18 protein-coding genes and 1 riboswitch are annotated in these 22749 nt (G+C 39.2%); of the genes, 12 read left to right on the top strand and 6 right to left on the bottom strand.

The window, feature by feature from the left end; translation table 11 throughout:
* Positions 1–41 precede the first annotated feature (41 nt).
* Together ACZ1GV_RS08555 and ACZ1GV_RS08550 are read right to left on the bottom strand one after the other, a co-directional pair.
* Positions 42–773 (bottom strand): glutathione peroxidase, encoded by a 732-nt coding sequence (locus tag ACZ1GV_RS08555; protein WP_472673800.1) that lies wholly within the window; start codon positions 771–773, stop codon positions 42–44.
* A 223-nt stretch (positions 774–996) separates the two neighbouring features.
* The gene (locus tag ACZ1GV_RS08550) at positions 997–4341 is read right to left on the bottom strand and encodes an amidohydrolase family protein (RefSeq protein WP_472673799.1); all 3345 of its coding nucleotides are present in this window, start codon (positions 4339–4341) and stop codon (positions 997–999) included.
* A 171-nt stretch (positions 4342–4512) separates the two neighbouring features.
* Here ACZ1GV_RS08550 and ACZ1GV_RS08545 point away from each other — a divergent pair, with 171 nt between their 5' ends.
* Both ACZ1GV_RS08545 and ACZ1GV_RS08540 read left to right on the top strand, forming a co-directional pair.
* Positions 4513–5337: a HupE/UreJ family protein gene (locus ACZ1GV_RS08545; protein ID WP_472673798.1), complete on the top strand. Its 825-nt coding sequence runs from the start codon at positions 4513–4515 to the stop codon at positions 5335–5337.
* A 360-nt stretch (positions 5338–5697) separates the two neighbouring features.
* On the top strand, positions 5698–6438 hold the full coding sequence (locus ACZ1GV_RS08540; protein WP_472673797.1) for an enoyl-CoA hydratase-related protein: 741 nt from the start codon (positions 5698–5700) through the stop codon (positions 6436–6438).
* 34 nt (positions 6439–6472) lie between these two features.
* Here ACZ1GV_RS08540 and smrA read toward each other — a convergent pair whose 3' ends face one another.
* The gene (gene smrA / locus ACZ1GV_RS08535) at positions 6473–7060 is read right to left on the bottom strand and encodes a DNA endonuclease SmrA (protein WP_472673796.1); all 588 of its coding nucleotides are present in this window, start codon (positions 7058–7060) and stop codon (positions 6473–6475) included.
* 337 nt (positions 7061–7397) lie between these two features.
* On the opposite strand from smrA, the gene ACZ1GV_RS08530 reads away from it, so the two are divergent.
* Entirely contained in the window at positions 7398–7781 is a 384-nt protein-coding gene (locus ACZ1GV_RS08530) for a response regulator (protein ID WP_472673795.1), read from the top strand.
* Between the two features lie 20 nt (positions 7782–7801).
* On the top strand, positions 7802–8104 hold the full coding sequence (locus ACZ1GV_RS08525; protein WP_472673794.1) for an ArsR/SmtB family transcription factor: 303 nt from the start codon (positions 7802–7804) through the stop codon (positions 8102–8104).
* Positions 8105–8148: 44 nt separating this feature from the next.
* On the opposite strand, the gene ACZ1GV_RS08520 is transcribed toward ACZ1GV_RS08525, so the two are convergent.
* Entirely contained in the window at positions 8149–8901 is a 753-nt protein-coding gene (locus tag ACZ1GV_RS08520; protein WP_472673793.1) for an outer membrane protein assembly factor BamD, read from the bottom strand.
* A gap of 129 nt (positions 8902–9030) precedes the next feature.
* Here ACZ1GV_RS08520 and rluD point away from each other — a divergent pair, with 129 nt between their 5' ends.
* From rluD to ACZ1GV_RS08485, 7 genes are all read left to right on the top strand, one after another.
* Positions 9031–10020, top strand: coding sequence for a 23S rRNA pseudouridine(1911/1915/1917) synthase RluD (gene rluD, locus ACZ1GV_RS08515; RefSeq protein ID WP_472673792.1), 990 nt, complete (start codon positions 9031–9033; stop codon positions 10018–10020).
* Positions 9995–10756 carry a peptidoglycan editing factor PgeF gene (pgeF, locus tag ACZ1GV_RS08510; RefSeq protein ID WP_472673791.1) on the top strand — a complete coding sequence of 254 codons (762 nt, stop codon included), beginning with the start codon at positions 9995–9997 and terminating at the stop codon, positions 10754–10756. The genes rluD and pgeF overlap by 26 nt, the downstream gene beginning before the upstream one ends.
* Positions 10757–10879: 123 nt before the next feature.
* Positions 10880–13465 carry an ATP-dependent chaperone ClpB gene (gene clpB / locus ACZ1GV_RS08505; protein ID WP_472673790.1) on the top strand — a complete coding sequence of 862 codons (2586 nt, stop codon included), beginning with the start codon at positions 10880–10882 and terminating at the stop codon, positions 13463–13465.
* Positions 13466–13558: 93 nt separating this feature from the next.
* Positions 13559–14398 carry an ABC transporter ATP-binding protein gene (locus tag ACZ1GV_RS08500; RefSeq protein ID WP_472673789.1) on the top strand — a complete coding sequence of 280 codons (840 nt, stop codon included), beginning with the start codon at positions 13559–13561 and terminating at the stop codon, positions 14396–14398.
* Positions 14391–15425: a FecCD family ABC transporter permease gene (locus ACZ1GV_RS08495; RefSeq protein WP_472673788.1), complete on the top strand. Its 1035-nt coding sequence runs from the start codon at positions 14391–14393 to the stop codon at positions 15423–15425. The genes ACZ1GV_RS08500 and ACZ1GV_RS08495 overlap by 8 nt, the downstream gene beginning before the upstream one ends.
* A 9-nt stretch (positions 15426–15434) precedes the next feature.
* Positions 15435–16313: a helical backbone metal receptor gene (locus tag ACZ1GV_RS08490; RefSeq protein WP_472673787.1), complete on the top strand. Its 879-nt coding sequence runs from the start codon at positions 15435–15437 to the stop codon at positions 16311–16313.
* A gap of 25 nt (positions 16314–16338) precedes the next feature.
* A riboswitch (cobalamin riboswitch) is annotated at positions 16339–16462 on the top strand.
* Between the two features lie 50 nt (positions 16463–16512).
* The gene (locus ACZ1GV_RS08485; protein ID WP_472673786.1) at positions 16513–18330 is read left to right on the top strand and encodes a TonB-dependent receptor plug domain-containing protein; all 1818 of its coding nucleotides are present in this window, start codon (positions 16513–16515) and stop codon (positions 18328–18330) included.
* Positions 18331–18343: 13 nt separating this feature from the next.
* Here the strand turns inward: ACZ1GV_RS08485 and ACZ1GV_RS08480 are convergent, their stop codons facing one another.
* Positions 18344–20881 (bottom strand): PilZ domain-containing protein, encoded by a 2538-nt coding sequence (locus ACZ1GV_RS08480; RefSeq protein WP_472673785.1) that lies wholly within the window; start codon positions 20879–20881, stop codon positions 18344–18346.
* Positions 20882–21004: 123 nt separating this feature from the next.
* On the opposite strand from ACZ1GV_RS08480, the gene radA reads away from it, so the two are divergent.
* Positions 21005–22369: a DNA repair protein RadA gene (gene radA, locus ACZ1GV_RS08475; RefSeq protein WP_472673784.1), complete on the top strand. Its 1365-nt coding sequence runs from the start codon at positions 21005–21007 to the stop codon at positions 22367–22369.
* Between the two features lie 17 nt (positions 22370–22386).
* Here radA and ACZ1GV_RS08470 read toward each other — a convergent pair whose 3' ends face one another.
* On the bottom strand, positions 22387–22749 hold the full coding sequence (locus tag ACZ1GV_RS08470; protein WP_210562171.1) for a PilZ domain-containing protein: 363 nt from the start codon (positions 22747–22749) through the stop codon (positions 22387–22389).

Here is a 22749-nt window from a genome sequence, read left to right as displayed (position 1 = left end):
AGAGTGAAAGTAAAAGGGCCAACCGGCCCTTTTTGCATTTTCTACTTTGAAAAGTATTCAGCTAATTCGTCGCTACCGCCAATGTGTTTGCCATCGATAAATACTTGAGGCACTTTCTCACGGCCTGTCATTGCTTTTAGGCTTGTGAGTGTTGCTTGTTGTCCTAGTACAATAGTTTCAAACGGCATATGACGCTCGTTTAACATGTCTATTGCCGCCGTACAGAACGGGCAACCAGGTTTTACAAAAAGCGACACTGGTACAGGTTTTTCAGCCTTCGGGTTAATGTAATCCAACATTGTGTCTGCGTCAGAAACTTCAAACGGATCACCTGGTTTTTGAGGTTCAATAAACATTTTCTCAATTTTGCCGTTTTTCACTAACATCGAATAACGCCACGAGCGCGTACCGAAACCAGCTTGCGCCATGTCTACTAACATGCCCATCTGTTTGGTTAGCTCGGCATTGCCATCTGGCAACATCGTGATATTTTCAGCCTCTTGTGAACTAGCCCAGCTATTCATTACAAAAGTGTCATTAACAGATACACAAACAATTTCATCAACACCATTTTCTTTAAAAACAGGCGCTAATTCATTAAAGCGAGGTAAATGAGTTGAAGAGCATGTTGGTGTAAAAGCCCCAGGCAAGGCAAAAACAATAACAGTGCGGTTGTTAAAAATGCTGTCGGTACTTACTGTTTCCCATTGATTGCCTTTTTGAATGGCTATATCAATATTTTTAATGGTATAGCCTTCTTTGTTCTCAAACATAATATCTCTCTTTTTAATGAAACTAGTTAATAACTTATGTGGTTAGAGTAGAGGTGATTTGTTGTTTAGTATAATTGTATAAATTTAATATGTTGTTCAAAAAAATTGAATCATGAACGACTAGGGTTCGTTGCTGGTCGCAACATAACTTTAGCCAAAAATAAAAAAAGGGCCATAAGGCCCTTTAATAAAATAGAGATTGTTAATTTACATTAACTTTCTACTAATGATGCTTCCAGTGATACTTCTCTTCTTTTTGTTTAAGCTCAGTTGCGGTTGCAGTAGGCATCGCATTGATATTTAAACGGTCAAAGAAAAGAGGTTTCGCTTTGTAGTTACCGGTTGCTACTTCGTTCATGGTTTTAGCGTCAAATAAACGGCCATTGATCATCGTATGAGATACATACTCTGACTTGCGAATATCCGAAAGCACGTCTTCTTCAATGATCACGATATCAGCTAATTTCCCGGCTTCAATTGACCCTAAATCCTTGTCCATACCAAGTGCAATAGCACCGTCGTAAGTTGCGCCACGTAGTGCTTCCCAAGGAGTAAATCCACCTTGCGCCATCATCCACATTTCCCAATGGGCCGCTAAGCCTTCACGTTGACCATGAGCACCGATCAATACACGTACACCATTATCTCGAAGAGTTTTAGCGTACTTAGCAATTTCAATGTGGTTGTAATGATCTTCCGGCGCTTTTTCACGTCGAATAGACACTGGCTCGATAATATAACGAGGTGCAAAGCGCATTAGGCGTTCGTTTTCCCATACGTTGGTTTTATCATACCAATAGCGTTCGCCAGACAAACCGCCATAAGCAACAACAAATGTTGGGTTGTAAGCCGTTTCTGTTTGGCTCCACATTTGCGTCAAATCTTTATAGCCACGAGGGATATTTAAAGAGTGCTCCAGTGTTGTATGACCATCAATAACCATCGTCATATTTTGATATAACTTACCGCCACCTTCTGGTACAACATTTACGCCTAGCTCACGAGCTGCAGCTAAGACTTGCTGACGGGTATCTCGACGAGGATGGTTGTAACTTTTTACCGACACAGCGCCATTATCTTGAGTACGCTTGATGTGATACTTCGCATCATCATAGTTGTCGATTTTAGCCGTAGCGCCCGGTGAATAACCCGCATAAAGAATACGACCTGTAGAGAAAATCCGAGGTCCTACAATTTTACCGGTGCGTTGCAATTCAGCTGCCGCAAATATTTCACGATTATCATTGGAAGGGTCGTGAAGTGTTGTTACGCCAAAGCCAATTGACGAAAAGTTTTTCCAGTTTTGTTGAGGAATAATTTGGCGTGTTCCTTGAGAACCATGCGCGTGTGAGTCAATGATACCAGGCACTAAAGTTTTGCCTGAAACATCAACGGTTTTATAGCCTTTCGGAATTTGCACGTCGGTACGATTACCTACTTTTACAATTCGATTGCCTTCAACTAAAACAACACCGTTTTCAATTATTTCTTGGTTGTTATCAGCGTCACGCATAGTGACAACCTTACCACCAACAAGTGCTACTTTAGAGTCAGGAATGTCGGCTTTTACTTCAAAGCTAAGATCGATGCCTTCGCTCGTTGGCTCTGGCAAGGCTTCATCGTCTTTTGCTAGATACTTAAGAGTATCTTCTACCTTTCTTGAATAAAGAGTAGAAGCGTTTGACCAATGCAAAGTCTTGCTATCTGCAGACCAATGCATTTCTGAGCCACTTGTTTTAGATGCTTGGCCAACAGGAACCCAAGATGATTTTGGTCCAATTGACTGTAAAGTACCTACCTTTGAAAATGGCGCCACATAAGCATTGTATTGATAAGTAAATGCGATCCATTGGCCATTAGGCGATACTTTAAATTCGGTAACTTTGTCACCTTTTAAGACATCTCTTTGGTCAAAGCCATCTAAATTCACTTCGACGAGCTTACGCTTTGTTCCATAAGAACCTGATTGATATGAAGTATAGAAAATTTTGTCATTATCTGCGCCAAAGTGTGCATCGCCGCCACTTTTGATAACGCGCGTCATTTTATCTCCGTCAATGTCTGCAACATAAACACCAGGCTCCATTGACCATTCAGGAGAAGTTAAGTAACCACCGGTAAAACGATTGAATACGACTTTTTCGCCATCTGGTGAGAAACGTGGTTGCATGTAATGACCCGGCTCAGTTGAGATAACTTTACCTTTACCACCTCTAGCTCTGACAATACGAACGCTTCCTAACTTTTCATCATTCCAAGTGGTGTAGGTTATGTATTTACCATTGCGAGAAAAGCTAGGGTAGAACTCATCATGATCACTTTGTTTAGTAAGGCGCTTTGTTTTACCAGATTTAACATCACGAACATATAATTTGCCTAACGCTTGATAAACAATTTTATCACCAGTAGGTGACATTGTTGCCCATCGAGTTTGTTTAACTTGAACCGTATCTGGAGCTACATCTACAGCAACACGTATGGCTTTTTGAACTTGCTTTTCAACTTCAACATTAAATGGAATTGCAGCAACGTTCTTTTTCTTAATATCAATGCTTTGGAATTTACCATTGCTCCAAAAAACAATATTTTTGCTGTTTGGCGTCCAGTCAAAATATGCATAGTTACCTTCGGTACCAAATGTTTCCTGATGATCTCGTTCCATTTCAGTATATAAACGAGTATCAAGTCCACTCTTTAAGTCTTTAATATACAGAACTGTTTTTGTATCTTCGCGCTTTAGGTAAGCCATGTATTTGCCATCTGGCGATGGAGTAGGAATGACTGCACCACCAGCACCACCAATATATCGCTCTTCTTCACCAGTATCTAAGTCGTGACGAATAATGTTAAATAACTCGGTAGTAGAATTTTTATTATATTCCCAAACGCGACCGCTGGTTACATCCTGAGTGTAATATAAGTACTTACCGTCTGGGGAGAACTTAGGGTCTGTGATATTTTTCTGGTTAAATGCACCATAAGAACCGGCTTTTACTTTTGTTCCGCTACCACCTGTGTGGTGGTATAGCCATATTTCGCCAGCTGCAACAGAGCGAGAAGACATGACACCACGAGTCACTGCGATGAATTGGCCGTCAGGGCTCCAAGTTGGAGTATGAATAGTGTGACTTGTTTGTTTAGTAACTTGACGTGGGTTTGAACCATCTGCATCCATTACCCACACATTCATCATGCCATCACGGTCACTTAGAAACGCAATTTTAGAGCCATCAGGACTGTATGTAGCTTGCATGTTCCAGTCATAACCCAATACTAGTGGCGTGGCCTTGCCGCCACTGATTGGCATAGTGTATAGATCACCCAACATATCAAAAATGATAGTTTTACCATTTGGATGAACATCTAAATTAGACCATGTAGACTCATCAGTATTGATTGAAATTGTTTTCATTTCGCCAGTTGGATTTTTTACGTCCCACTTTTTGTCTTCTTTGCTTGTAACCTCTTCAGTTACCGCACTTTTGTCGGCAATAAATGCATGTGTTGGAGCAACATACGCAGAGGTTAAAGCAACACTTAGCAGTGTTAGTTTTAATGCGTTTTTCATAGGTAATCCCTGAAATATTGTTATTGTTTTAAAAACTAAAAATAGTGTACTTAGCTTTTACGCATACGTCACCTTCTTGCGATGAAAGGTGAAATATCATAGTTAATTGAAGTGTTATGTTTGTTAGGACAGGTTAAAATAGTGTTGGTTTTTATATTCATGGAAAAGATAATGTTGTCAAAAAGCGCAGAGAATAAGTCATATTTTAAATTAATAATTAAATTACAAAGTTTGTTATTTTTTGTATGTCTGTCATTTTTTAACCTTGCACAGGCTTCACAAACATTGAATGTGCCTGAGAACAATTATGTGGCTAGTCAAGATGCGTTAAGTACACAGGCTGTATCAGACAAAAAAATATTGCCAAAGCCATCGCCTGAAATGTTAAAAGCAATGGAAAGCCTAAACGATAAAAGTCGTGCAGTAGATGATGGCTTAACAAACGCAGAACGTATTCAAAAATATCTAAAAAGTGGCTTTGTACATATTTTACCTATGGGGCTAGACCATATTCTCTTTGTATTAGCACTTTTCTTTTCAACAATAGTTTTTAAAAAGCTGTTTTGGCAAATTACGGCATTTACTCTGGCTCACTCAGTTACTTTAGTTATGTCTAGTTTAGGCTTGATATCTTTAAGTGGAGACATAGTAGAGCCACTAATTGCGTTGAGTATTGCGTGGATGGCGATAGACAATATACGAAATGAAAATACCAGCTCAATGAGGATTTGGTTGATTGTATTCTTTGGCTTATTACATGGATTAGGTTTTGCATCTGTGTTGAGTGAGTTTGGATTACCCAAAGATGCATTTTTATCGGCGTTATTTTCATTTAACGTCGGAGTTGAATTGGGGCAATTGACGGTTTTACTAGGCGCAACGGCTCTATTTTATTACTGGTCTAAAAAGCCTTCATATCGAGCATTTATTCAAGTGCCAATGTCAGCTGTAATTGCATTGGTTGGCCTTTTTTGGTTTTTTGAAAGAATTATGTGATTTGCTGTTGAAAAGCTTATTTTTATTATTTAGTATGCTTAACAGGTTGGCGAATAAAACGCCAATTGTTCAGTTTCAACTAACAAAAATAATAAAGGTCTGACAGATGTTTCCATCGTCTTACAATAAAGGTTTTGGCTTAGGTCACGTGTGTGTAGTCGTCGCTATACTTGCCGTAGTAACCTTCGCAACACAGCTTTAATTGTATCATTACATAGTTCCGAAAAACGTGAAGGCTGTTGGTAATCTTTGCGTTTTTGGCTAGTATACCTATTCTTTTTTAGAGCTCGATTTTTCGGGCTTTAAACACTTAAAATTCAAAGCTAAAATTAATATCACCTATCCCCATAAGGATTAGCTATGTCATTTATCAGTACCTCATCATCTGATGGTGTTTTAACTATTACCATTGATCGCTTAGCGCAAAAAAATGCGCTGTCGTTAGAAATGTATAAAGACTTAACAGCAGCTTTGTTGGAACTAGAAAAAAACAATGAGCTTAAAGTTGCAATTATTCAGGGCGATACGACTTGTTTCACAGCAGGCAACGACTTAAACGACTTTTTGACTGGTGGCGCTTTAACTGAAGCTCATCCTACGGTCGTGTTTCTTCGTACGTTAGTCACACTAACTAAACCTCTTATTGCCAGTGTCGCAGGCCCAGCCATAGGAATAGGTACTACGTTATTAATGCATTGTGATTTAGTTTACGCAGCAGATAACGCCGTATTTCAATTGCCATTTTCAAAACTAGGTTTATGTCCTGAAGCAGGCTCTAGCGCGATATTGCCAATGCTATCTGGTCGTGTAAAAGCATTTGAATTACTTGTTTTGGGTAATAAATTTGATGCGAACGAAGCACAACAAGTGGGACTTATAAATAAAGTTGTAAAAGTTGACGACCTATTCGATACGGTACACAAAGTTGCTAATCAAATAGCTAATTTACCAGCCATGTCGGTTAGAGCATCAAAAGGTTTAATTGTTGACTCTCAAAAAGAAAATATTAACCAAGTCATTACTCACGAATTAAAATACTTTGAACAACTGCTTGGTAGTGAAGAGTGTAAAAGTATTATCTCAAGCTTTTTTAAAAAGTAACTTTAGCTAAACATTTCACAATGTCTCGGAGGCGCTAAAAATTTGCGCCTCTTTTCTGATGCCGCTCCTTGTTATCTAGCCTAGCTTCATCGCTTTTCTTAAGTAACACATAAGTAGACCCGCTTCCTCCGTGGAAAGTTTGAGCTGAATGGAACGCGAGTACGGCCGGTAATTGACGTAACCATTTATTAATATAACTTTTAAGAAGGGCTTGGTGGGGTTGACTCTGTAGGCCTTTACCGTGCTGAATAAGTACACAACGCATATTGTTTTTATTTGCATCGGTAATAAAGAAATACAGATTTTGTCTCGCGTTTTTAACTGAAACACCGTGTAAATTTAATACGGAATTGATGTCGTATTTGCCAAGACGTAGGTTTCTGTATACTCCTTGTTGCACGCCATCTTTTTTGTAACTCAATAAATCTTCGGGTTGCAGTAACTCGACATTTTCTGTTGCTAATGGATTACCATCAATATTACCTTTATTTTCAGCACTTTGACGTCTCGCTGCTATGGTTTCAGGAGTGAGCTGGTTTGCTGGCTTAACAGTGCTTGTTGGATCTTGCTTTATAGGTTTTACATTACCCATTTCTTTGATGAATTCGTTAAATTCACTCATTGGAAACTCCATGGTTATTGCAGTCTATGGTCTAATACGTGATTTGTTTTATAAAAGTTTTATATATTGAATTACAAAAATTGTTGGTTTAACAGACTCCGTCTATACTCAACTAACTGTGAAATAAGTGATTATCACAAGTAGACTGTACAGGTACAAGTAACAAAACACTTGTTTTACTGTAATTCCAGTTTATCGCGAGAACTTAATTATTTAATTAAAATCTAATAAAATTAAATGATTAGACCTAAAACTTTGATAGGATGTTTACATCCGACAAATGGATTCAATGACAAATCAAAGACGAACTAAAGAACTCAAATGAGGCACTGTTTAAATGTCAGAATTAAGCACTACATCATTTCTGATTGTAGATGACGTAAGCTCGGTAAGAGCCTTTTTACAGCAGACTTTAAGCCAGCTTGGCGCAATGGAGATACTGCAGGCGAGTACAGGTGAAGAAGCCTTAGCTCGTTTTACCGATAACTTACCAGATGTAGTCTTTTTAGATATCGAGCTACCAGATATGGACGGCCAGCTAATTTTAAAAGAAATGAAAGTGATGAAGAGCAACGTGCACGTCATTATGGTAACAGCACATGGCACGGTTGATAATGTTAAAAAATCTATCAAACTTGGTGCGTCTGGCTTTATTGTTAAACCCTTTTCACCACGAAAAATTAGTTCCGTAATAAAAACCGTTACCAAACAAGATAATTAAGAGTTGAGAATATTTTTTTAATGAACATTCAGCAAATGCGTCAATGTGCTCCAAAGGCCCTTGCACTATTAAAAATCATGTCTAATGAAAATCGCTTGTTTATCTTGTGTAACTTGCTGGAAGGTGAGCTTTCGGTGAATGAATTGGCAACTAGGGTTCAGTTAGCTCAATCGGCTCTATCTCAACATTTAGCTTTGTTGCGTGAGCACAACTTTGTAAAAACTAGAAAATCCTCTCAAACGGTATATTACTCACTAGACAGTGATGATGTAGTGAGAATGATGACCTTACTTCAAGAGCTTTACGCAGGAAATCCCAAATAAAAAAAGGAGCCTTAGGCTCCTTTTGTTCAAAAAAAATCATAAACTTATTTAGATGAATTAGCATCCAATACTTTCTGAGCATCTGCCTTCATCTGCTCTAATCCAAGTTTGTCATAAGCATCAACCATAATAGTTAATGCAGCTACTACAGACGAACTATCTTTATAGTACTCGACTACGTATTTACAGCGGTTTACTGCCGCAATGTATGACGAACGGCGCATGTAATATTGCGCTACAAGAATTTCATGTTCAGCTAATCGGTTTAAGACTGATACCATACGTTTTTTGGCGTCTTCAACATACATACTGTTAGGGTATTTATTAATTAGCTTTTTGAAATCTGAAAAAGCAGCGCGAGAGGACTCCATATCTTTATCGGCATTAGATAATCCAAAAAACTCTTGGAATCCGTTGATCCCTTTTTCTTGATTGACTAAACCTCGTAAATAAACAACAAAATCACTTTGTGGATGATTAGGGTTTAATTTTAGGAAACGTTCAATTGCTGGCAATGCTTCTTCAAATCTTCCGGCCTTGTAATAGGCAAACATAAGGTCAATCTGAACTTGTCGAGATAATGGCCCATATGGGTAACGACTTTCTAAGTCATTTAAAATTGTAATAGCACGATTATATAATTCACTATTTATAAAATCTTTTGCATCTTGATATCTGGCTTGAGGTGAACGGTCGGAGATACGCTCTAATTCATCTGGAGATGAAGTACAGGCTGATAACACACCGCTTAATACTACTAACAAACTAAAGTGACGAACAAACTTAAAATTCAACATTATTTTCAACCTGGAAAGTTTTCTTTTCTCGTTAAGTAAAAATTCGAGTAGAATGAATACATCTACATCATTCTATCTCAGTCAGATGCTGCATGCACTGGCAAATTCACTTAATTCACATTAAAGATCATGAATAAAGAACTTATTGAACTACAAGCAGAAGCAAATGAACAGCATTTTGGTAAACGATTAGATCAGGTAATCGCCGATTTGTTCCCGGAATATTCAAGAAGTCGTCTAAAAGATTGGATTTTAGCCGAAAAAGTATTGGTAAATGGTAAAGTCGTCACTAAAGCTCGTGAAAAAATGGCAGGTAATGAAGTTGTTACCATTTTTGCTGAACTGGAAGTAGAAGTTCATCATGAAGCAGAAAATATAGAATTAGACATTATCTATGAAGATGATTATCTGATGATCATTAATAAACCGGCAAATCTAGTTGTGCACCCAGGAGCAGGCAATCAATCTGGAACAATGTTGAATGCATTACTTCATCATTTTCCAGCGATAGATTTAGTGCCTCGTGCAGGTATCGTGCATCGTCTTGATAAGGATACAACGGGCTTGATGGTTGTTGCTAAAACAGTGCCGGCTCAAACTCAGTTGGTTGCTGATATGCAAGAGCGTTTGATCACACGAGAATATGAAGCGGTATGTTTAGGGCGTTTAACAGCGGGAGGAACGGTAGATAAGCCAATCGGTCGTCATCCAACAAAACGAACTAACATGGCGGTTAATCAAATGGGTAAAGAAGCGGTTACTCACTACCGAGTGATTAATAAGTTTAGGGCGCATACCCATATTCGCTTGAGACTTGAAACTGGACGTACGCATCAAATTCGTGTGCATATGTCTCATTTACGCCACCCATTAGTTGGTGATAGTCAATATGGTGGCAGAGTGCAAACGCCAAAAGGCGCATCTGATGAACTGCTACAAACACTGCGTGGTTTTAGGCGACAAGCATTACATGCTGCAATGCTAAAATTCTATCATCCAATAACTGGAGAGCCACTAGAGTTTCATTCTCCTTTACCAGATGATTTTGTAAATCTGTTAAGCACATTAAAATTAGATGTTGCAGAGAACCAAGATGACATGGATTTCGGCGTCTTTTAAAGGCCTGACAACTCAAGCTAGAAACAAAGTTCATGCTGGCACCACAACTCGTATTGGTGGTGTTAGTATGGATGATTATCAGGGTTTAAATCTTGCTTCGCATGTAGGCGACGCTATAAATGCAGTTATTCAAAATCGAGCCATAGTATCAAAGCAGCTCAAATTACCATCTGAGCCAATCTGGCTTAATCAAACGCATACCAATAAAATAGTTGAGTTACCTCAAATTCTTACTCAAACAGATGAATTTGACGCCAGCTTCACTACACAAAACCAGTTAGTTTGTGCTGTTATGACAGCCGACTGCGTGCCTGTTGTTATTACTGACATCCATGCTCGTTTTGTTGCAACGATTCATGCCGGATGGCGTGGATTAGCAAATGGAATTGTGGCAAATAGTGTTGCAGCATTACTTAATCAAACGGATAGTGATATATGTGAATACACAGCTTGGATTGGACCCGCAATAGGTGCAAGTGCCTTTGAGGTCGGAGAAGAAGTTAAAAATATTTTTCGACAAAAGTTCGTATCATCAGAGTCGTATTTTACACCGCATGGTAATCAAAAGTACCTGGCTGATTTGGCTGGTCTTGTAGAATTAGCGCTTAAAGCTGAGGGCATAAGCTACGTTGTTCAATCTAATTTATGCACTTATTCAGATCCGAAACTTTTTTACTCTTATCGTCGTGATGGCCAAACGGGTCGTATGGCGACGTTTGCTTGGCTCTCGTCGTAACATTAACTAATAAAACTGTGATTTAAATCAAAAATTACGCAAAGTTCGAAAATTAAACATTGAAAAAGCGACCTCTCGGCCTAATTTTGTATATATAAGCAAATATTAAAGTCGAGGTAGACGATGCGTTTAGATAGATTAACAAATAAATTTCAGCAAGCCATTGCTGATGCGCAGTCGTTAGCGGTAGGAAGGGACCATCAATATATAGAGCCAATTCATATATTGCACTCGCTAATTAATCAAGAAAACAGCTCAGTTATCGCAATTCTTAATCATGCGAATGTTAACGTATCAGAGCTAAGAACAAAGCTTTCCCGAGAACTTGAGAAGGTTCCAACTGTAACTGGAATAGCAGGCGACGTTCAGCTATCTCGAGCTACGGCTGCTGTGCTCAATGTTTCCGATAAAATCACCCAAAAACGTAAAGATAAATTTATTAGTAGTGAGGTGTTTTTGCTGGCGCTATTTGATGAAAATGGCAGCATTAATCAGATCTTTAAACTAATAGGCTTAACAAAAGATAAAGTTGAAAAAGCCATAGACTCCGTTCGTGGCGGCCAAAAAGTAGAAGACCAAAATGCCGAAGATACCCGCCAAGCATTAGAAAAATACACGGTAGATCTCACAGAGCGAGCAGAGCAAGGTAAATTAGATCCTGTTATCGGTCGAGATCAAGAGATTCGACGCACTATTCAAGTATTGCAAAGACGGACCAAAAACAATCCAGTGTTAATTGGTGAGCCTGGTGTTGGTAAAACAGCAATTGTCGAAGGTTTAGCGCAACGAATCATTAACGGTGAAGTACCTGAGGGGCTTAAAAATAAGCGCGTACTCTCATTAGATTTTGGTTCTTTAGTCGCTGGCGCTAAATATCGAGGAGAATTTGAAGAACGGCTTAAATCTGTACTGAATGAGCTTGGTAAAGAAGAAGGGCGAGTCATTCTATTCATTGATGAAATCCATACTATGGTGGGCGCTGGTAAGTCAGACGGTGCGATGGATGCCGGCAACATGTTAAAACCTGCGTTGGCCCGTGGTGAGTTACATTGCGTTGGAGCTACAACCTTAGACGAATATCGTAAGTATATTGAAAAAGATGCGGCCCTTGAGCGTCGATTCCAAAAAGTACAAGTAGATGAACCAAATGTTGAAGACACCATTGCGATTTTACGTGGGTTAAAAGAGCGATACGAAATTCATCATTCTGTTGATATTACTGATCCGGCGATTGTTGCTGCGGCTAGTTTATCGAATAGATATATCAGTGACCGTCAATTACCAGATAAAGCAATTGATTTGATTGATGAAGCTGCCTCTAGTATTCGTATGCAAATAGACTCTAAGCCTGAAGAGCTCGAGCAACTTGAGCGCAAAATTATCCAATTAAAATTAGAGGATAATGCGCTGTTAAAAGAAACTGACGAGGCAAGCAAAAACCGACTAATGCTAATCCGAGATCAAATTAATGATTTAGAGAAAAAGTACCAAGAGTTAGAAGAAATTTGGTATTCAGAGAAAGCAGCGCTGTCGGGCACCCAAAATATAAAAGAGCAGCTTGAGCAAGCTCGTTTGGACTTGGAAGTCGCAAGCCGAGCCAGCGACTTGCAACGTATGTCTGAATTACAATATGGCCGTATCCCAGAGTTAGAGAAACAACTAGACTTAGCTTCTCAAGCGGAAATGGGCGATATGACTTTACTTCGAAATAAAGTGACAGAGTCTGAAATTGCTGAGGTACTGTCACGTTGGACCGGCATTCCAGTAAACAAAATGCTGGAGTCGGAACGTGATAAGTTACTGCAAATGGAAAAACAGCTACACACTAGAGTTGTTGGACAATCAGAGGCTGTTGAGGCAGTTGCCAATGCAATTCGTCGCTCTAGAGCCGGGTTAGCCGATCCTAACCGTCCAAATGGCTCGTTTTTATTCTTAGGTCCTACAGGTGTGGGTAAAACAGAGCTAACAAAAGCTTTGGCGCATTTCCTGTTTGATTCAGAAGAAAACATGGTACGAATTGACATGTCTGAGTTTATGGAAAAACACTCGGTTGCGCGTCTAATTGGTGCGCCTCCAGGCTATGTAGGTTATGAAGAGGGCGGCTATTTAACAGAGGCGGTTCGCCGTAAGCCATACTCAGTGATATTGTTAGATGAAGTAGAAAAGGCACACCCAGATGTCTTCAATATATTATTACAAGTTCTGGACGAAGGTCGTTTAACCGATGGTCAAGGACGTACAGTAGATTTTCGTAATACCGTTATTATTATGACATCTAATTTGGGCTCTGATGTAATTCAGTCAAGTTATGCCGCAGATGTTGACCAAAGTTATGACACGATGAAATCATTAGTAATGGAAGTGGTTGGGCAACATTTTAGACCTGAATTTATAAACCGAATTGACGATACTGTAGTGTTTCATCCGTTAAACAATGATGAAATTAAGCAAATTGCAGAGATACAGTTAATTGGTTTACGTAAACGATTAACAGAACAAGATGTTGAATTAGAGGTTTCAGCAGCAGCATTGACTCTGTTAGGAAAGGCTGGTTTTGATCCTGTCTTTGGCGCAAGGCCGCTTAAAAGAGCGATTCAACAACATGTTGAAAATACGTTAGCTCAAGCTTTATTGTCAGGTGAAATAAAACCAAAAGATAAAGTCACAATTGATGTTGTTAATGATAACTTTGTGATTAGACATCATTAAAAGGAATACGCGCATTAATTAAATTGGCGTAGACCTAAGGTCGTAGGTTACTATCATTATCTAATGATAAACTGTTTATGTTAGATAGAGACTGTGCCTACGACTCCCTTATTTCAAATTACGAACCTCTGTTGGAACATATCCACAAAAACAATTCTCGACAAGGTTACGTTAACCATTCCTCGTAATAAGATTATTGGCATCATAGGGCCAAATGGAGCCGGTAAAACCAGCTTGTTAAAAGCCATGCATGGCCAAATCGATACAAGTAGCGGGTCTGTGCGTTTTAACAACTCACTCATTCAATCTTTTAGCTTAAAAGAACGCGCTAAACATATTGCCTATACCGCCCAACATCCGGACTTCGCCTTTGATATCAGTTTATTTGATGTTGTTTTAGCAGGCCGCTTGCCTTACCAAAATTTATTTTCTTTTTCGAATAAGCGAGAGCACACCTTAGTTTTTGATGCTTTAAAAAAAATGAATTTGCAAGGCAAAGCTAAACAGGCCTTCAATACATTATCGGGGGGCGAACAACAGCGTGCTTATTTAGCACGGGCAATAGTGCAAGAGGCGACAACATTGTTGTTAGATGAGCCGACAAATCATTTGGATATTAGGTATCAGCTGGAGCTAATGCAAAAGTTACAAGAGTTTGATGGTTCTGTGGTACTTACTATCCATGACTTAAATATGGCGAGTTATTACTGTGATTATCTGGTGTTGCTAGACAAAGGCGAAGTAGTCAAGTTCGGTACGCCAAAAGAAGTTTTAACAAAAGCATTAATATCAAAAACATATCAAGTTGAAACAGAAGTGCGTTCCAGTGATTCAGGCGCTCCGCATTTGTATTTTTGCTTAGCCAATCATGGTAGCAATGTCGAAAAGTTAAAGGCAGTACAAGCAGTCGATGAAAAGGGTCGTCATGAATAGTAAAAAAAACGGCATTCTACTGGTATCCAAAAAATACTCGACGAGTACTTTTTTCAAGGTTTTTGTTGCCATCACCATTTTATTGTTTAGCGTAATGTTTGCATTAAGTTTTGGTGCCGTAGAGGTGCCTGTAGATCAAGTAGTCTCGTGTTTGTTTCAAGACTGTGACTCGTCAATTAATACCATGATTGTGCAAGAGCTACGGTTACCAAGGGTGCTACTCGCTTTATTTGCAGGAGCGGGACTCGCGTTATCTGGTGCCATGTTACAAAATGCCACAAACAATGCGCTCGCCGATCCTTATTTATTTGGTATTGTTTCTGGTGCCGGTTTAGGCGCTATTGTATATAACCTGCTAGGAATAGAACTTGGCTCAGTTGGAATGACGTTTTTTGCTTTTGCAGGAGCACTTATTTCTGTTTTATTGGTAATGTCGGTTGTTATTAATAAAGCCTTTAAGAGACCGGAGATAATTGTTTTAACGGGCGTTGCGGTTTCATTCATGATGGCCGCGCTTTCACAGTTTTTACTCTATGTATCAGAGCCACTCGCAGCAAATCGAATTATATTTTGGTTAATGGGTAGTGTGTCTTTTGCTAGTTTTAATTCAGTTTATTTAGTTGCTACTGTCGTCACATTATCGAGCGTTATCTTATGGTTAATGAGAGGTAGTATCGACGCTTTATTACTAGGTGATGAACAGGCAAAAAGCATTGGTGTAAATGTAGACGCGATTCGCATTATTTTATTACTTTTTTCTGCCGCGATTACAGCCGTTATAGTCGCTTTTTGTGGCGGTATTGGATTTGTAGGATTAATGATACCGCACATAGTAAGGTGGTTTGGATTCACAAGGATGAGCACCCTTATTCCAGCTGTACTAATAGCTGGTGGATTATTGTTGTTGTGGGTTGATGTCATTGCTCGAACGAGTATTGAAAATCAAGAGATCCCGCTGGGCGTTATAACTTCAGCATGTGGTAGTTTGTTTTTCCTATTAATATTGAAGAAAAAAACTAGAGTTTGAGTAGGCAAGATGCAAAAAAATACAAAAAAAATATTTATTTCATTAGTTCTCGTATTTTTCACTATCAGTGCATTAGCTAGTCAAAAGTCAGAAAAGGTCGATACAACAACACATAAACTTATTGCACTAGCTCCTAATCTAGTTGAAATTGTTTTTGCGTTGGGAGCCGGCGACCAATTAGTTGGTGTTAGTGAGCATTCAGACTTTCCTGAAGCAGCGAAAGCAATACCGAGAGTTTCAAATTATTTGACGGTGAATGCCGAAGCAATAGTTAAATTGAATCCGGATTTAATAATTGTATGGCAAGGAGGAACGCCGGCCAAAGGGATAGAAAAGTTACAGGCGTTAGGTTTTGAAGTACTGACTTTTAACGCCACAGACTTTAAGACTATGATTTCTGAAATCACTAGACTGGCAGCCAGACTCGGTAGAATGCAACAAGCATTGGCAATGACAAGCGAGCTAATGGTCAAATATAAAGAGGTAGAACAGAATTATTCATCCAAACGTCAACTTAATGGTTTTATAGAAGTTTGGCCAGAACCGCTAACGACAGCAACTAATGGGACTATAGTTGATCAGGCTATTCAGCTTTGCGGAGTAAATAATATTTTTAACTCTAGGCATGCCAACAGTAATACCTATCCGCAAGTTTCCTTGGAAATGGTGATTACTAAACCTGTTGATATCATTGTTCAACCTGTTTCAAAAACTCAGCCAGCTGCGATAAAAGACTGGCGCTCGTTTAAACACCTAAACGCGGTAAAGTTTAATTCAATCATATCCCCAGATAGTGATGTTTTATTGAGGTGGACGCCCAGATGGGTTGGAGCTTTAGCAGAACTTTGCCAAGATATTGATGAAATACGTCTGACGCAAAATCCCTAGTTATTACCTTATTACTGTTAAACCAGTTATATTTACTGTATAAGCCAACCTGAAACTTGAGTTTGCAATTAGGAAGTTGGAAAGCCAACACTGCCCCCGCAACGGTATGCGTAAATCGCCAGTCCGGAACTAATACAAACTCTTTATTTGTGATCTTATGATCAAAACTAGGTGCGGAGGGCGCCTAAGGAAGAGGTTAATGAAAAAAACAACTATTTCGGTCGTGTTAGCGGCCACCATCTGCTCATCTTATACACTTGCCAATAACGATATAGAAGTCATTACAACAACAGCGAATAGAACGACAGTTCCATTAAAAACATCGTTGTCATCACAAATTGTAATAACGCAAGACGATATTGAACAACTCAATCCAATCTCAATTTCAGATTTGCTTCTCAGTTATGCAGCAATCGATGTCTCCGCAACTGGAGGAAGAGGTCAAAATGCATCACTTTTCTTAAGGGGAGGTAATGCCGGTCACACACTAGTATTAATTGATGGTGTGCGAGTAAGTTCGGCGACATTAGGGTTAACAGATATTCAAAAGTTATCAGTAAGTAATATTCAACGGATAGAAATTGTCAAAGGGGCACGTGCATCGCTTTGGGGTTCGGAAGCTATTGGCGGAGTCATTCAAATTTTTACCAAGCAAACATCAACACCAAAGCTTTCACTTACCTTTGGAACAGACAAATTTAAGTCTTTAGCATTTGAAGCATCAATAAAGCATGGTGATGGCCAGACGTCGTTTTTAATCGATCACCAAGAAAGTGATGGCTTTGATGTATTAACGAATGTTGAGCCTGACAATGACGGATATTCATATCGCTCTTTCGCTTTAAATGGTTATCAAAATATTGACCCAAAGTTGACATTCAATTGGTTAGTCAATATTGATGAAGGTGATAATGAATACGACTCACAATGGGTTGGTGGGTCCAACGCGTCAGAACACTCAAATAAGTTAATTCAATTAGGTGGCACGTATAAATGGGAGGATAATTTTAGTCAGTTTAGTGTGTCAGACCAAAAAGATGACTCCAGAACATTTGTTCAAGGTAGTGCCATAAGAAGTGGTGAGCGAGTTATTTCCCAAAGAAGGCAACTTAGCGCATCAAATACGACTTCGTTATCAGAACAAGCTTCTTTTACTATAGGTACCGATTTGCAAACCGAATCAATAGGCGGAGATTTATCACTATTGATAGATGAGCGAGACTTATCAGCCTTGTTTGCACAGTTATTATATGCTGAAAATAAATGGTTTTTAGAAACATCAGCACGTTATGATTATATTGAACAAGTTGACGCAGAAACCACTCATAACGTAGCGATTGGTTATCAGTTGACACCGTCGATCAAACTATCAGCATTACATGGGACGGGTTTTAAAGTACCAACATTTAATGATTTGTATTGGCCAGCAGATGCTTATTCTAAAGGCAATGAGGATCTGGTATCAGAACGTTCCGACAATATTGAACTCCGATATGTCCAAAGTTTCAAAAATGCAGAACTTAATATTAGTTATTTTGTAAACGATATTAGTAACTTAATTCAATGGATGCCGGATAGTAATTTTGTATATCAGCCTGAAAATGTGGCTAATGCATCAATTACTGGTATTGAGTTAGGCTTAAATATGTCGGCTTGGGGATTGGAACATAACCTTTCTGCGAGTTGGACAGATGCTATAGACGAATCTAATAATCAGCAATTGGCATTACGAGCAAAACGCAAAGCAGGTTACATAGCAACGTATGGTGATTCTGATAATATTTCGGGCTCAATCGAGCTTAGGCATATTGGTGAGCGACAACAACTAGCGTGGGATGGTGGTGTAACCAAACTTGATAGTCATACGGTTATAAACTTTAACATCGGTTATCAATTAAACTCGTTGGTTAAACTAACTATGTCGCTAAAAGATGTATTTGATAAAGCACAACCTACTGCGGTCGGTTATAACGTCGCCGGTCGACAAGCTTATGTTGGAGTGCAACTCTCGCTGTAGTGTTAAATTAAACTTACCAGTTATTTAGCAGGTCATTTTTTATGGCCTGCTGTTTAGTTATGGTGTCGGAGTCAATACCGGTTCTCATCATGACTTCGTCAGAAATATCAATTACGTCGGCTATCCCAACTACATTCCATAGTTTGCCCTCAATTTCTTTCGCTTTGTGCATCGCATAGTGGTTTATATATTTGATTTCATTACCTACATAATCCATGTCAGGGCGACCTGTTTTAGATACATATATTCGAAATGCTAAAAAAACATCTTTTCTGACGGCGGCCATAACAAAACTTTCTAACATATCTTGGGCTAAAAATTGGTCTCCAAAATAACAAACAAAACTGCGTTCTACTGTTGCTTGATTTGGGCGGTAGCGAATATAGAAGTCTAATGTTTTTGGCTTATCTGTGCGCTCTAAAGCGTTAAGAATAGGAGTAAATATATTCTGTACTGTGTTGTCTTTGACGAGCGGATATAAATTGATTGCACCTTTTTTTACGGGAAATTGCTTCATTAAGTGATGAAGTAAGTTTTGGTTAGGGCTTTTACCGACCATATCAATGGCTAACTTTTTTTGTTCTTTACTAAAGTAAAGTGCCATATTCATCGTGTTTTTTGCAAAAAGATTTCGAAGTGCTTTTGATAAGCCTGGATACTTACTCTCTATTTGCGCTGGAGTTAACTTGCTGACATTTTGACGAATAAGCTTATAAAAAAACTGTCGACCTTGGTGACCGCCCCGTGGATCGTATATTCGCAAATTCATTACAAGCTTGTCTCGCGAAATTGCCATCACTTCATAAGGTAACTTGGTTAACTTGTATTTACTTGTAACTCTCTGCAAGTCCGGTAACGACAACAGCAAGATATCGCCCTTATTAAAGGTAGTCGGTTCGTCTACAACAACTTGCAGACCATAACTCGATATGTCGCGACTAGTGCCTGATGCAAATTGCTCATCTTGTTCGGAAATCTCAATTTGAACCTGCGTTTTATACAGGTATCTTTCTTCTGAACGCAAGTTAACATAATCAATAGTATCAACTTCTACATTGACGTACTTTTGCAATTTTGGATGACTAAATGCTTTTAGCAGATGTAATTTCGACTGTTCGTACTGAAAACTGTCTTGGTAATTTTGGGTATCGTCACTATTTGTTAATGACGTTAGCGTAGTTATGTACGACACATCCTTTAATAGCCCTTGAACTCGAGGTGGCGGTGGACGATTTAACTTTTTAATTTCACTACTTGCTGTATCGGGAATAGACAGTGGCAGGTGCGCATCGTTTATGTCTGTTTTTGTAATTTGAACTTTAAATACTTGCCAGCTTTCTTTGCGACTACCAAAACCAATAAACTGCTGCTTTAACGTTTCATCAGCATTTAATTCTTCAAGAGTTGCAGAATAAAAATAAAGTCGACCAGCTTTAGCATGTGTGAAGCAAAATAAAACAGTTTGTTTTATATCAACGTCTTGAGTAATCAAGCGCATAATGCGTTTTTGAGAAAGAATCTGTTGGAATACCAAGTTTTTATTCTCGTCGCTAAAATAACCTAGCACATGTTTATTATTTTCTGTCGCAAGCGCCAATGTCGGGATGTATCGCTCTTGAACATGCCTAAGGTACAGAGGCAGTGATGTCACACGAGGCAAATAATATTGCTCAAAGCCTTTTGTCGTTGCAGCTTCAAGGGTGTTATCAAAATTAACTTTATATCTGCGTTTGTTACCGTTAATGAAGTTACCTAAGAACTCATCAAAGGCATCAATATCTTCAGTGAAAGTTCGTTTTAAACGAATATATTTGTAAGTCTCATTGATTGCGTCGATACCAACAATTTCGTATTGAATGCCATCTTTTAAACCTAACTCAAACTCTTCTTCTAAACCCGTCAAATAAATGGCAATTTTCTGCCCAACAGAAGTGTCCTTTATTTTTGGAATTTTTATTTTTATACCACCAACTGATAAGTCGCTACTTTGTGCCTTTAGAGTGTCACCAAGCCCAAATTGAAGCTCCACTGAAATACTAAAGTTCATGCGTTCTTCACTACGAATCCCATAGTTTGTAAACTCTAGTGTTTTACCAATGTACTCGACAGGTGACTTAGGCGATTTGGTGATTTTAGCAGATGAAGAGCCTGATTTAGCGCTGTCATTAACTTGCTCTATACGTTCTGCTTGTTCTTTTTTATGAAGTACCCTGTGGTTATTTTCCGCATTCATAACGGCTTCATAACAGCCTACGGTGTATTGACCGAACTTTTCAACCTGTTGCTCAAAAATTTGCTTCGCGACCTCATCAAGATAATGAGTCTTATCTTGATATTCAAACTTGCTTGGTTCACCAACTACATGGCCACGTAAATCAATTAGTCGACTTGTCGGTTGAGCTAAGCGCTTTAATTCCATTTTAATAAGAAATTGTTTTGCTTTAGGAACGTCAATAGTCTTTGACTTAAACTCTTTGTCAAAGTTGGGTTGGTTGATAACTGATTTTAGATCTTCAATTAAGTCATTGAATTCTTGAAGTTCAGTGGTCATTGACGGGCATTATTCCTTTTTATTGAATTAGTACTTATCAGCACTAGACAGCTAGACTATAATTTGTCATTTTTAACAGTAATAAGCAACTTACGTGCCACGCAATTATAGTAGGAAGGTGACATGGCGAAAAGTAAAACAGCATATGTTTGTAGCGATTGTGGTGCCGAGTTTGCTCGTTGGCAAGGGCAATGTGGCGAATGCCGCGAATGGAATACCATATCTGAAATAAAGTTGGCCCCTAAGTCGACAAAAAGTGCTTCAAGATATGAGGGTTACGCAGGAAAAGTCGAAACAAAAGTACAGACATTAGATAAGATTAACCTTCAAGAATTGCCTCGGTTCAGTACTGGTTACAAAGAGTTTGATCGTGTGCTTGGTGGCGGTGTAGTGCCAGGCTCTGCAATCTTAATCGGTGGTAGCCCAGGAGCTGGTAAAAGTACCTTGTTATTGCAAACTATGTGTCATTTGTCTGAGCAAATGTCTGCGCTTTATGTTACTGGTGAAGAAAGTTTACAACAGGTCGCAATGCGAGCTCATCGTTTAGGTTTACCGACCGACAAATTAAATGTGCTGGCAGAAACGAGTGTTGAGTCTATTTGTACTCATGCAGAAAATCTTAAACCACAAATTATCGTTGTCGACTCCATTCAAGTTATGCATGTTCAAGATATCAGCTCAGCGCCTGGAAGCGTGTCTCAAGTAAGAGAAGGGGCAGCGTTTTTAACTCGGTTTGCCAAACAAAATAACATTGCTGTTTTTATGGTTGGACATGTTACAAAAGATGGCACTTTGGCCGGGCCTAAAGTATTAGAGCATTGTATTGATGCAAGCGTTATGGTCGACGGTGATGCTGATGGTCGGTATCGAACGATGCGAGGCCATAAAAACCGTTTTGGGGCGGTTAATGAGCTCGGTGTTTTTGCCATGACAGATAAAGGTCTTAAAGAAGTGAGTAACCCATCTGCGATTTTTCTCAATAGAGCGGATGGTGACTCCTCGGGTAGTTCGGTTATGGTTCTTTGGGAAGGTACTAGACCATTATTGGTGGAGATCCAGGCTTTAGTTGATAGTTCTCAACTAGGTAACCCACGAAGAATTGCCGTTGGTCTAGAGCAGAACCGTCTTGCCATGTTGCTAGCAGTGTTGCACCGTCATGGTGGCTTAATGCTGGGAGATCAGGACGTTTTTGTGAATGTGGTTGGCGGCGTAAAAGTCACAGAGACCGGAGCAGATTTAGCCTTACTTCTGGCGATGGTATCAAGTTTCCGAGACCAACCATTAGAAAGAGATTTAGTGGTATTTGGTGAAGTTGGTTTAGCGGGAGAGATACGTCCTGTGCCAAGCGGCCAAGAAAGGTTAAAAGAAGCTGCGAAGCATGGCTTTAAAAAGGCAATCGTCCCTAAGGCCAATATGCCAAAAGAGCCAATTGAAGGTATGAAGGTCATTGGGATCACTCGTTTAAGCGAGGCGCTCGAGCATCTGTAATAACCTACTGAGTGTCATTAGTCAGCGTCGGTGAGGTGCTCTAATTGACGCTCTAACAAGTCTGAGTCACCTACATTTAACTCTAGTAACCTGCGTAGGTGAGTCATACTTTCTATATCAATTTTTGTCCAAGACAAGCCAACGCTTTGTGGTTCGCAATGAGCAATAAAACCTTCCATATCAATATGTATTTCAGACCCTTCGAGCAAAAACGACAAGGTTGCCTCTTTGCCGCGGTTATCCCCTAAAGAATCAGGAGTCGATATTAACGCTCCTTTTAAAGACAGGTCGATAATACTGGTATCAAATACTTTGTGATCAACCTTAAGTACTGCAGGTGTCGAGAAGAGGACACGAGTATAATGACGTTTGTTTTCCAT

Source organism: Psychrosphaera sp. HA2-10, from assembly GCF_055693745.1.
This window is presented reverse-complemented; position numbering and strand designations above follow the sequence as displayed.

Excerpts from the sequence above, each read along its gene's own strand:
- ACZ1GV_RS08555 (WP_472673800.1), bottom strand. The coding sequence starts at position 773 with ATGTTTGAGAACAAAGAAGGCTATACCATTAAAAATATTGATATAGCC.
- ACZ1GV_RS08550 (WP_472673799.1), bottom strand. The coding sequence starts at position 4,341 with ATGAAAAACGCATTAAAACTAACACTGCTAAGTGTTGCTTTAACCTCT.
- ACZ1GV_RS08545 (WP_472673798.1), top strand. The coding sequence starts at position 4,513 with ATGTTGTCAAAAAGCGCAGAGAATAAGTCATATTTTAAATTAATAATT.
- ACZ1GV_RS08540 (WP_472673797.1), top strand. The coding sequence starts at position 5,698 with ATGTCATTTATCAGTACCTCATCATCTGATGGTGTTTTAACTATTACC.
- smrA (WP_472673796.1), bottom strand. The coding sequence starts at position 7,060 with ATGAGTGAATTTAACGAATTCATCAAAGAAATGGGTAATGTAAAACCT.
- ACZ1GV_RS08530 (WP_472673795.1), top strand. The coding sequence starts at position 7,398 with ATGTCAGAATTAAGCACTACATCATTTCTGATTGTAGATGACGTAAGC.
- ACZ1GV_RS08525 (WP_472673794.1), top strand. The coding sequence starts at position 7,802 with ATGAACATTCAGCAAATGCGTCAATGTGCTCCAAAGGCCCTTGCACTA.
- ACZ1GV_RS08520 (WP_472673793.1), bottom strand. The coding sequence starts at position 8,901 with ATGTTGAATTTTAAGTTTGTTCGTCACTTTAGTTTGTTAGTAGTATTA.
- rluD (WP_472673792.1), top strand. The coding sequence starts at position 9,031 with ATGAATAAAGAACTTATTGAACTACAAGCAGAAGCAAATGAACAGCAT.
- pgeF (WP_472673791.1), top strand. The coding sequence starts at position 9,995 with ATGACATGGATTTCGGCGTCTTTTAAAGGCCTGACAACTCAAGCTAGA.
- clpB (WP_472673790.1), top strand. The coding sequence starts at position 10,880 with ATGCGTTTAGATAGATTAACAAATAAATTTCAGCAAGCCATTGCTGAT.
- ACZ1GV_RS08495 (WP_472673788.1), top strand. The coding sequence starts at position 14,391 with ATGAATAGTAAAAAAAACGGCATTCTACTGGTATCCAAAAAATACTCG.
- ACZ1GV_RS08490 (WP_472673787.1), top strand. The coding sequence starts at position 15,435 with ATGCAAAAAAATACAAAAAAAATATTTATTTCATTAGTTCTCGTATTT.
- ACZ1GV_RS08485 (WP_472673786.1), top strand. The coding sequence starts at position 16,513 with ATGAAAAAAACAACTATTTCGGTCGTGTTAGCGGCCACCATCTGCTCA.
- ACZ1GV_RS08480 (WP_472673785.1), bottom strand. The coding sequence starts at position 20,881 with ATGACCACTGAACTTCAAGAATTCAATGACTTAATTGAAGATCTAAAA.
- radA (WP_472673784.1), top strand. The coding sequence starts at position 21,005 with ATGGCGAAAAGTAAAACAGCATATGTTTGTAGCGATTGTGGTGCCGAG.
- ACZ1GV_RS08470 (WP_210562171.1), bottom strand. The coding sequence starts at position 22,749 with ATGGAAAACAAACGTCATTATACTCGTGTCCTCTTCTCGACACCTGCA.